9 protein-coding genes are annotated in these 11,287 nt (G+C 40.2%); 5 read left to right on the forward strand and 4 right to left on the reverse strand.

Features of this window, described 5'->3' with window-relative positions; all coding sequences use genetic code 11:
- The coding region (locus AU377_RS04370; RefSeq protein WP_156450378.1) for a transposase at positions 1-598 on the forward strand (598 nt) is incomplete at its 5' end.
- A gap of 406 nt (positions 599-1,004) precedes the next feature.
- A complete protein-coding gene (locus AU377_RS04375; RefSeq protein ID WP_067404774.1) occupies positions 1,005-2,612 on the forward strand; it encodes a restriction endonuclease in 1,608 nt (535 codons plus the stop codon).
- Positions 2,613-3,016: 404 nt separating this feature from the next.
- Here AU377_RS04375 and AU377_RS04380 read toward each other — a convergent pair whose 3' ends face one another.
- From AU377_RS04380 to AU377_RS04395, 4 genes are all read right to left on the reverse strand, one after another.
- Positions 3,017-4,225, reverse strand: a complete 1,209-nt coding sequence (locus AU377_RS04380; protein ID WP_216635642.1) for an amidohydrolase — start codon at positions 4,223-4,225, stop codon at positions 3,017-3,019.
- Between the two features lie 46 nt (positions 4,226-4,271).
- Complete coding sequence (locus tag AU377_RS04385) at positions 4,272-5,711, reverse strand: AbgT family transporter (protein ID WP_067404777.1); 1,440 nt, start codon at positions 5,709-5,711, stop codon at positions 4,272-4,274.
- Between the two features lie 201 nt (positions 5,712-5,912).
- Complete coding sequence (locus AU377_RS04390; RefSeq protein ID WP_067404780.1) at positions 5,913-6,569, reverse strand: carboxymuconolactone decarboxylase family protein; 657 nt, start codon at positions 6,567-6,569, stop codon at positions 5,913-5,915.
- A gap of 51 nt (positions 6,570-6,620) precedes the next feature.
- Positions 6,621-7,811 carry a MalY/PatB family protein gene (locus tag AU377_RS04395; RefSeq protein ID WP_067404783.1) on the reverse strand — a complete coding sequence of 397 codons (1,191 nt, stop codon included), beginning with the start codon at positions 7,809-7,811 and terminating at the stop codon, positions 6,621-6,623.
- A 413-nt stretch (positions 7,812-8,224) separates the two neighbouring features.
- Between AU377_RS04395 and AU377_RS04400 the strand changes: the two genes are divergently transcribed.
- From AU377_RS04400 to AU377_RS04410, 3 genes are all read left to right on the forward strand, one after another.
- Entirely contained in the window at positions 8,225-8,674 is a 450-nt protein-coding gene (locus AU377_RS04400; RefSeq protein WP_067404786.1) for a MarR family winged helix-turn-helix transcriptional regulator, read from the forward strand.
- 446 nt (positions 8,675-9,120) lie between these two features.
- Positions 9,121-9,240 carry a hypothetical protein gene (locus AU377_RS15890; RefSeq protein WP_172794023.1) on the forward strand — a complete coding sequence of 40 codons (120 nt, stop codon included), beginning with the start codon at positions 9,121-9,123 and terminating at the stop codon, positions 9,238-9,240.
- A gap of 299 nt (positions 9,241-9,539) precedes the next feature.
- On the forward strand, positions 9,540-11,066 hold the full coding sequence (locus AU377_RS04410) for a Na+/H+ antiporter NhaC family protein (protein ID WP_067404792.1): 1,527 nt from the start codon (positions 9,540-9,542) through the stop codon (positions 11,064-11,066).
- Positions 11,067-11,287 lie beyond the last annotated feature (221 nt).

Below are 11,287 nucleotides of genomic sequence, written 5' to 3' on the forward strand. Positions count from 1 at the left end.
GATGCCAAAAACGAAACAGCTTATTGATTACGCAGGCATCTCCATTGGCGTAACAGAAGGACAGACGATGGCCCGGATTGAAATCACCACACTTGTCCAACGTTTTCGCCAGATTGAAAAAGAGCTTAAGTCCCTTCAGGAAAAGTTGACGGAACTTATTCAGGCAACAGAAGAGTACAAATATCTGCAAACCGTTCCCGGTCTTGGGGACGCAACGATTATTGATTTACTGTCTGAAATCGGTAGCTTCGCTCATTATAATCATCCACGCCAACTACTTAAACTAGCGGGATTGACATTAAGGGAGAACTCTTCTGGACAGCATAAAGGACAAAAACGTATTTCCAAAAGAGGAAGACGCCAGCTCCGCGCGCTGCTCTTTCGGGTGATGGTGCCGATGATCCGGCATAACAAGGCGTTTCGCCAACTGCACGACTATTACACAACTAGACAAGTGAATCCATTACGAAAAAAACAGTCGATTGTAGTTCTCTGTGGAAAACTACTCAAGGTACTGCACGCAATTTGTACAAAGCACATGGCATTTAACGCGGAGCAAATGATGAGGGATATTCCCAAGCTCGAAAGAGCTGCTTAAGTACATTCCAAGTGAATGACTAGACAATTGGATGACACGGAGAAGCCGACAATATATTCACCATTCGACCATTGAGTCCCTTAGGGAGCTTCGCCAGCCTCCGCCTTATGACTAGACCGAACGAAGGAATGTGGGCGCTTAGACGCCAAGAGACATGGGAGGGTACGTCATCATAAGCAATGCGGAGATCCATAGTGCATCGTATATTTCATGATCATCGTTTCCAGTATTATCCAACGGTGACCGCGTAGCGCACCTACACCTGTTTGAAGATTCGCATATCATCGAAACACAGTAAGTAAACGTGTCGAAAAAATATTTTTTGACACCCTTATAACGGGTTAAACCGTTGATACATCAACATTTATAGAGGGAGGAAAAGTAAGAAGGAACAGGTGGTTTAAATTTGTTTAAATTTATAAAAGAGGCAACTAGTGCTGTTGCGACAAAAAATGAAAATCTCAAGTTTATAGAAGAAATGAATGATAAGTTGAAATTGATCAATGAAAAATTTGAAGAAAGAACTAAGGAAGTAAAAGCTTTAGAAAATAAAGTACAAAAAATAAATGCGACTATTGGAGAGAAACAAGAAGTTTTACAGGCGCTTAAAAAACAAGAGGGAAGTAAACTCGTTGAGCTCCACCGTTTAGATCAAGAAATAGCAACCTTGACAGAAAGAGGCCAAGAACTTTCAAAAATAAATGAAACCATGCATAAAACGATAAAGCAAAAGGAAGAAAAACTAGAAAAGTTACATCGAGAGATCAAATTAGTAGAAGAAGTAGAAGACCCTGTATTGAAACAGAAGAAGGGGATCGCTCGACTCTGCAGTGCTTTACAGCAAATAATAGAAAAAAAAGGTGATTTTGATTGGCAGATGGAGATAGACGTTAATCGTCCTCGTCGCTTTTACTATCCCTATCAAATAGATCTGAATGAATTATATGTTGATCTTCAAAGGAAAAAAAATAGCCCTCAAAAAAAGAAGAAAAAGCAACCTTCAAAAAGGATTGTTCCAGAAAGTAAAGCAGATAAAAATGCAGTCACAAGTCTCCCAGAACCAACTCGGGATGCTGCTTTAGATGAATTGATGGAAAGATTTAGTGCGACGTATGATTGTTTTGTCTTAGTCATTCCAACAGTGATCGATTACTTAGTTCAAGATATAGACAACAGCAATGGATCGGGGCATTGGGCATCTACTGTGAATCGTTCATACTATGATTCAAAAGTTGCTGCTTCAGCGCTTTATAAAAATCATATTTCTGTCTTTTTTAAATTGTTAACTCAAAAAGGTTATCCGATTAAAGGCAATGAAAGGTTTTATTTAACGCTATTAAATGAAAAAGCATTAGAACAAAATTATCAAGCGTTAGAAGATGAGTTTCATCCGCTATTACAATTACATCTTGATAGCCCAACGCTAGAAGACGTGATCTATGTATTCATAAAAATTGTTGAAGGCGATCAGGAGCAACTTAAATACTTAGCATTTTTAAAGCAATTTTTAGTGAAAGAAGGATTCCTAGAGAATTATTTTGATTTGGATGATTTATATGATCTTGTTAAGAGAGAGTTTAAAAAGTATGAGATCATTGCACTTGAAAAAGAATTATTCAAGTCACAAGAACGAGCAAATGATCAGAAAGTAACAGTAGCAGATATTGACCTCATGTCGGGGGAAGAATTTGAACACTTTTTAGTGGAGTTGCTTCAAAATTTAGGGTTTAGGGCTAAGATTACAAAAGCATCAGGCGATCAAGGTGTAGACGTTCTTGCCAAAAAACAAGGGAAAGTATATGCGATTCAGGCTAAACGATATGCGGGCTCAGTGGGGAATAAAGCTGTTCAAGAGGTAGCGTCTGGAAAACAATATTATGGAGCAGATGTTTCTTGGGTGATTACCAACAGCAGCTTTACGCAATCAGCTAAAAATTTAGCGCATAAGACCCATACACTTCTTTGGGATGGCAATAAGTTAAAAAGTATGATGGAATTAGCAAATTTATCATAAGTGAATACGAGCTTTTGATCGTAAGCAGTTCCTTCTCTTCTTCTTCGGATAAAATCCATGTTGGATTGGGTCTTCCCGAAAAATACCTAGTTCAGCTTCTAACAGACAATCCCTCGATTCCTATTGACAGAATGAAAGGGAAAATCGAAGTGACAAGCCAAACAGGAACAGGTACAACTTTTAAAATTTACGTTCCGTTAAGGGAAGAATAAACGATTTATTGTGAATGGAATATTAAACTAAACAGTAAAGAGGAATAAGTCCGTATTGGGGGGCCTACTCCTCTTTATTTACATAATTGATTTGGGAGAAATGATTTTTAAGAATTTTAAAAGGATGCGCATTACCGTTGCATAAGTTACAAACTAAAAAGTACAACCGTTATGCGAGTAATTATAGCGCAATTACTTGGTCAAAAAATCAGCTGCAAATTTAGTCGTCACAAGTACACCGTTAATTAGCCCGTTTTCATCAATATCAAATTTATCATTATGGTGCTCCGCGCCGCTCCCATACATTTCATTGCGAACACCAACAAAGGCAAAGAGAATGGGAGCGATCTTCGCATATTGATTAAATGATTCGGATGCAAACCATCTGACATTATGAACGACAGATCCTGGCATCAATTCTTCAATGCCACCTTGTGCTAACTCCGCTAATTCTTCATCATTAATTACTGGTAAGGCAGCAATTTCGAACTTTTCCCCGAATTCTACTGTACAATTATGTGCTTGTGCAGTAAGGTTCGCAACGTTCTTGACGATGTTTAAAGCTTTTTCTCCTTCTTCAACATCATAGAAACGTAGGGATCCGCCAATCTCTACTTTGTCTGGGATCACATTATTAGCTGTCCCACCGTGGATTTGTGTTAACCCAAGGGTAACCGTTTTAGTAACGTCAATTTGATTTGCCCACGCATTTGTGAGTCCAGTTAAAATATGAGCGGTAGCGAAGAGCGGATTAACGGAAAGATCCGGGCGTGAACCATGACCACTTTTTCCATGAACGGTAAAATCGACCAATATTGCTCCCGCCATTCGTGGACCCGCATCTACCCCTATCGTACCGGTATCCATGAAGGACGTTAAATGATTTCCGTAAATGGCGTCAATTTCTTTATTCTTAAGATGTTGAATCATTGCTTCAATGCCGCATCCAATTTCTTCACCTTCTTCAAAGATAAAATATACTTTGCCGCTTAAGGTATCTTTCATATTATTTAAGATTTTCATAGTGGACAGAACAATCGACATATGACCATCATGTCCGCATGCGTGCATGACCCCTGGGTTTTTAGAGAAATATTTTCTTGGGCCTGCAAGGTTCATTGGATTTTCCTCAACAGGAAGTGCATCGATATCTGTTCTAATTCCTAGTGTCTTTCCTGGTTTTCCGGTATCAAGTAAAGCTGTGAAACCAGTGCTTCCCGGTACTTCCTCGATTACTAGGCCTAACTTCTTTATTTCTTCTTTTAAAAATTTTACTGTTTCATATTCTTTTCCGCTTAATTCCGGACGCTCGTACAAATAGGTACGAATACGAATCGTTTCTGGCTCTAGTTCTTTTGCTTTATTTTTTATGAAGTCATTCACTTTTACCATCGTTTTCATTGATCCTCATCCTCCTAGAATGGATTTTCAAACTCTACTCCAATGTTTATGAAGCCCCACCAGTCCAGCCGATAGATGTTAAAACATACAAGATCACACCACTTAAAAGCATAAAGAGCACGACTGCTGGGAAAACCCAACGGACCCATTTTGTAAACGCGACGCCCGCCGCAACACAGGAGCCAATCGTCCATCCAAGAACTGGAGATAGTAGATTTGTGAATCCATCACCAAATTGGAATGCTTGAATAGCTACCTGTTTCGGAAGACCAAGTGTGTCCGCAATCGGCTCAATGATTGGGATTAGGATTGCTGCTTTACTAGTGGCTGATGGAATCAGAGGATTCAGTATAGAAATAATTAATGCAATTCCGATCGTACTGAAGCTCTGATTAATGCCCATCAGCGGCTGTGTCAACGTGTATACAATGGTATCCAAAATGTTTCCTTCTGTTAAAATTAGTGACATGACACGAGCCAACCCAATAATAAAGGCGATAAAAGCCATGGAAGCAAGACCTTTGGCAAAGCTGTCACCTAAATTATCAAGCGTCATCCGAGTCAACAGACCAATCACGATCGCCGTTAGAATATTAATGACAATAATGAAGTTGTACAGCATTTCACTATTTCCACCAAAAGCAGAGTAAGAAATGATGACCAAGTATTGAACAATAAAGGACAGCAGTGCAAGCACACTTGTAAACTTTAGCTTTTCTTCCTTAATTTCATGATCTCCACTTTGTTGCCCAAACGCTTGGGCCCTCCAACCTTCGCTAAACATTAAGGAAGACTGCTCGTTCTTCTGAATCTTTTTGATGTAACGCATAAGGTAAATCAATCCAATAACCATGAAAAAGTTCATCATAACGAAACGAAGTCCAAATCCAGAGTAAGGCGCAATACCAATCATCATTTGAGGGATAAATAGACCTTGGGGACCAGTACCAAACCCGATTAAAGCTGGGAAAGTCGTAATACCGATTGCAACAATTGGATCCAGTTTCAATTTCCTAGCAAAAATTACACCAATTGGAACTAACGCAATCAGGGCATCACTTCCGGCAAATCCGCCAATATAGACGATTAATATAAACATAGCACTGACTAATATCCCTAAGCCTTTGTCCTTTAATTTATAAATGGCCCAGTTCAAAATGTTGTCCACCGCTCCCGATGCAAGCAGTACACTGATCGTCGCACCGGCTACTAAAACAAGGTAGATAATAGTACTAGACTGGGTCAAACCATCTAGGAACAACATCAACATCATCCAAGGATGTACCGGTGTTTGGTGTCCGAGTAATTCGAACTGGTCCCCTAAAATCGCACCATTTTCATCGACCGCAAAATTTCCCGCGGGAATGACATAGGTGGCAAGACTAGCTAATGTTAATAGCCCGAGCATGATCCAAAGTAAATGTGGCATCTTGAACTTTTTCTTTTTAATATCCAGATCTTTCTCCAAATCTAAAGTCTTTGTCATAATATGAACTCCCCCCAGTAAAACTTTAAATTTTATTGAGATTACGATTTCCTGATAGTTGCTTTTCACGATAAAACAATTAAAGTCCAAGCAGCTTCATTTTGGTATTAAAGAAGATGCCCGTGTAAGATGAGATTCGGACATTGCACGCAGATGTCAAATCAGAGATAGGATTTATCGTATTATCCTGTTCTTCACAATTTATTGATCATACGATTCCAATGCATTTACTCCGTGAGCAAGAGCGGATCCAGCTTTTAAGGCTGTAGCGACGATAATGGATTCTGCAATTTCTTCTTTCGTTGCTTTTGCTCTTTTCGCTCCTTTTACATGAATATCGATGCAATACGGGCAGCCTGTTGTATGGGCAACTGCAATGGCAATTAATTCTTTTTCTTTCACGCTAAGCAATCCTCGTTTCATCGCTTGTTTGTCAAATGCGAAGAAAGCTTTAAAGGACTCTTCGTTACTGGTGAGAAATTCAGGCAATCTATTAATATACGAGGCTTTGTACAATTCCTCATTGTCTATTTCGTCAAAAGCATTTAACGCATTTACACCATGGGCCAGGGCTGCGCCTGCTTTTAATGCCGTTGCCACTAGAATGACCTCGGCCATTTCTTCTTTGGTCATGCCCAAAGCCTTCGCTTTCTTCACATGCGTGTCGATACAGTAAGCGCAGCCTGTCGTATGTGCCACCGCCACGGCAATCAATTCTTTCAATTTGGCGGATAAATGTTCTTCGGCTAAAGCGTGGTTGTTGAATTGAACAAATGATTGCAGCGCATCAGGTGTCAATTTTCCGAACTCCCCAAGTCGGTTCATGTTGGAACGCTTGTATAATGTTTGAACTGTCATTTTGACTACCCCCAGTTAGAATATAGTTAGATCAATGTTTGGTACGCCTATTCAAACTACTGTTTTAGCTTGTACTGACAAAATCGCTTCTTCCATTTGTTTCACTGCTTTTTCTATTATGTGGCGAGGACAAGCAAGATTCATACGGACGAAACCTTCGCCGCCAGGGCCAAATGTATAGCCTTGATTTAAAGCAACTTTTGCTTTTGATAGAAGAAGGGTCTCCAATTCTTCTGCGGTAAGCCCCAATTCCCGGCAATCAATCCATGCAAGGTAAGTTGCTTCTAAAGGCAAAACGTTAATCGATGGTAATCGAGTTTTAAAGTATTCTGTGATAAAGTGCAAGTTTCCCTCAACGTAATCCAAGCATTCTTCTAGCCACTGTTCTCCAAAGTTATAAGCAGCTTCTGTTGCAATGACGCCAAAAGTATTGGTTAAACCGAGGAAATACTTATCAATCTCTACGTTGAACTTTTCTCGTAACGATTCATTCTGGATGATAATATTGGATGATTGTAAGCCTGCTAGATTAAATGTTTTACTTGGTGCTGTGCAGCTAATACTATTTGTGCTGAAAGCCTCCGAAATTGCCGCGAATGGTGTATGAACATTTGGCTTAAAGACGAGATCCGAGTGGATTTCATCGGATATGACGAGAATATTATGCGCTAAACAAATGTCTCCTAGCCTCACTAATTCCTCTTTCGTCCATACGCGTCCGCCTGGGTTATGTGGATTGCATAAGAACAACATTTTAACCGAGTCGTCTATTTTCGAAATCAAATCTTCGAAATCCATTTCATAGCGATCATTTTTATATTGAAGGGGATTAAAAACAACTTGCCGTTCGTGACTTTCAATCACTTTCATAAATGGATAGTAAACAGGGGGCTGCACAATGATTTTATCTCCGGGCTGACTAAAAGCTTGTACGATTAGGCTGAGCGCGGGAACAACGCCAGGACTTGAACAAATCCATTCTTTTTTAATTTTCCACTGATGACGTTTTCTCATCCAGGAGATCACCGCGTCGTAGTACCCATCCATTTTGGCAGTATAGCCAAATATACCGTGTGTAGCTTGGGACTGAATGGCGCTGAGCACTTCATTTGGAACTTTAAAATCCATGTCTGCAACCCATAATGGAAGCAGATCCATTTCACCAAATAACTCTTCCGTAGAATCCCATTTCGCACTCGATGTGCCAAGGCGATTGATAGATTTGTTGAAATCGTAATTCATAAATTATCCTCTCCAAGCTGTTTTGATAAATTCCATTTATCACCTATAAATCAACTATCCGACTAAAAGATCTATTTAGGATGAAAGGGCTTACAATGTTCCGTGGCAAATAGGGCACCAATTCAACTTGATGTGTCATTTTTCAATCATTCCGTTTAAACAACAACCACCTCCAAATTTACCCGTCACCTTTAAATATTTTGAATTGGGTGAGTAATTAAAATTTAGTATAGTAGCTAAACTAATAAATGTCAATAGAAATTTCTGAAGAATCTGATCACTCATTAATGCTACATCTGGCGCAGGCGAATGGCGCAATTTTCATAGGATGTACATGTTATACTTAAGAAAGTAGTATGTTTAAGGCTAAAGCGCGGTCGTCATTGTTTAAAATAAGTTTGGGAGGGTTCGGGATGGACAAAGAAGAAGTTTTTTACGAAATGATGGAAACAATTTACGAATACACAAGACAAATGAGCGCCTATGAAAGTATTCCCAGAAAGTATGGCACTGAGGATGAGATTTATATGGTTGAAGCCCATACAATCAACCTTATTGGGGATAAAAACCAAACGAACGTATCCGAGCTTGCGGAATTGGCTAATAAAACAAAAGGCGCCATATCCCAGATGATTGAGCGCCTCATTAAAAAAGGGATGGTTAGCAAATCAAAAAATCCGCTGGATAACAGGGAAGTGATTATCCAGTTAACCGACAAAGGAAAAACAGTTTATCATTTTCATAAAAAATTGGACCAAAAAGAATATCGAAGATTATTAATGGGGTTAGAAGAGTTTACGGCGGAAGACTTTAGAAGATATATAGATATTTCGAAGATTTTGATGAAAGGAACTAGATTATAGAAGGAACTAGGAAAGGTATATACTGGTTTAACTTACGAAACAAAAACTCCCTTCTGTAAAATAATAGACTGATCAGTCATTAGTATAATTTTACAGTAGGAGCTTTATGAAAAAGTTAGATATGAGCTAAAATATTAAAAATATAGTTTACACAGATGGCAGTCACCAACCTTCTTAGCGAAACCTAGTATATTCCAACTTCCTCCGCAGTTTCGCCAATATTCTTTCTCATCGTTTCTTAATCCTGGTTCTTGTTGCGCATTCCGCTTGTGTTAGTTTTTCAGTGAATGAGTTGCTGATTTGGCAGCAACAATTCCAGTAGTGCGGTGTATGGCTTATCCGAACAATCATTTTCCGGGAACCTATCAATTCCCTTAGTTAACGCTAATCAGTCATCTTCTGTTTGGACAACATAAAACGGTTTTCTTTCTTTAAAATATCAATCCGTGATTTATAAGAAGAATGGTATTTATTATTCAGAGATGGATCCTTACACATTACTGAATCGCGCGTGTATCCGGTATGCTTCAACGATTGAGGGAAAGTGTCAAAACACACGGTTTTAAAACAACAGCAGCGGCTTCTCACGTTAATGAGCATTTCGAAAGCGTTATCCCAAAACGCGCCAATTGCGGAAAAAGAATTGAAAATGTTGTAAAGAGATCCTTTCCACAAAAGGGTCTTTTTTTGTTAATTGTGTGGGAATTGCGTGAGTGGCTGCCACCGGATATTAATCCGTAAGAGTGCTTTTCGATACAGTTATTTTTCTATTCAAAAAATAAAAAAACAGTTGTTATCCGGAATGCCACGTGTGTATAATTATACAAGTTCATCATGAGTTTATTCATAGAGAGGAATGAAGGCAATGGAACATATGGGGTTTCTATCATTGATTCCGCCACTTGTAGCAGTCATTCTTGCAATTGTTTCGAAAAATGTTGTCATTGCATTATTTTCCGGAGTTTTTGCTGGAGTTCTGTTTCTTGTGGGCGGCAATCCACTAGCCGCCACAACAGGTACAATTGGTGACTATTTATTTCCGCAACTGACGGATAGTTATAATGCGGCTGTGCTGATTTTGCTCTTTTTCATCGGCGGTTTTGTAGCGCTTATGGAGAAGTCGGGAGGCGGGGCGGCATTAGCGAATGCTTCGGCTAAGTATATTAAAACGCGTGCCAATGCGCAAGTGTCAGCATGGTTCGGCGGTATTATTATATTTTTCTCTGATCTTGGGACACCGCTTATTGTGGGACCTGTTTTCGAAAAGATTTTTGATAAAGTGAAGCTTTCGAGGGAGAAACTGGCTTGGATTATTGACTCGACAGCCTCGCCGGTCGCTGTTTTGGTTCCGTTTATCGGATGGGGCGTGTACATTATGGGGCTGATCCGTGCGGAGTTCGACAAGCTCGGCATTGCGGATTCCGAGTTCAGCACATTGGTTCAAGTCATTCCATTCCAATTTTACGCGATTTTGACAGTATTCCTTGTTCCGTTGATCGCGTTTACGAAATTGGATTTTGGACCGATGGCGAAGGCGGAAAACCGGGTTCGTCAAACAGGCCAGTTGTATTGGCCGGAGTCCAAACCGCTACGGAAGGCGGAGGAAATGAACGAATATACGACAAGCAGCCGTGCCATCTTAATTTGGCTTCCATTATTGGTGTTATTTACAACATTGTTCGGCTTGCTGATTTCGAAAGGGTTTCCGGTTACACCGGTTCCTGGCAGTGAGTTTCGTGTAGCACTTAGCACCGCGTATTTATTTGCAGCGATCACGATTGTGATTCTAATGCTCGTGCATAAAGTGAAGAAGTTCGGTGAGATTATTGATATTTACACATCTGGTATGTCTAAAATGGTGTACGTGGCGACAACGCTTGTCCTTGCTTGGGCGCTTGGGAAGGTAATCGGGGAAATGGGGACAGCCGCATTCATCGTTGAAGTGACGAAAGGCAATGTGCCGGCATTCATCATTCCAGCCATCTTGTTTGTCGTTGGTGCCTTCATGGCATTGGCATCTGGTACATCATGGGGCACATTTGCAATTATGCTGCCGATTGCCATTCCGATGGCGGTTGCGCTCGATGCTCATCTGCTTGTCTGTATCGGGGCTGTTTTGTCCGGTGGGATTTTCGGAGACCATTGTTCACCGATTTCAGACACGACGATTCTTTCTTCCACTGGAGCGGGCGCGGATCATATTGACCACGTGAAAACGCAATTTCCATATGCATTGCTGAATGCATTGGTCGCTCTCGTCGGATTCGTCGTGGCAGGTGCTACGGGAAGTGTGTTTACTCTTGTATTGACAATTGTATTGCTTGTGATTGTTGTGTTTGTTTTATCGAAGCGGATGAAAAAGGCGGATCAGGTAGAAGTTAGCGCGTCTTAAAAGGGCGTGTCAGCGCAGTTATTCTGACAATGATAATCATAGTAAGGCCCCATGATTGTTGAATCGATCATGGGGCTTTTTTGATGAGAAAAAGGTGCCTATTATGTTAAATAGATAGAAAAATGAAAGAAACCATTGTTTTCAGGGTATAGGGAAAGTACCAATCACAGAACTTCCGAACCCACCCCACCAATAAAAGAGGAGCTGAAAACAATGGTTAT

Source organism: Sporosarcina sp. HYO08, assembly GCF_001563475.1.
In the GTDB taxonomy this organism is placed as follows: Bacteria; Bacillota; Bacilli; order Bacillales_A; family Planococcaceae; genus Sporosarcina.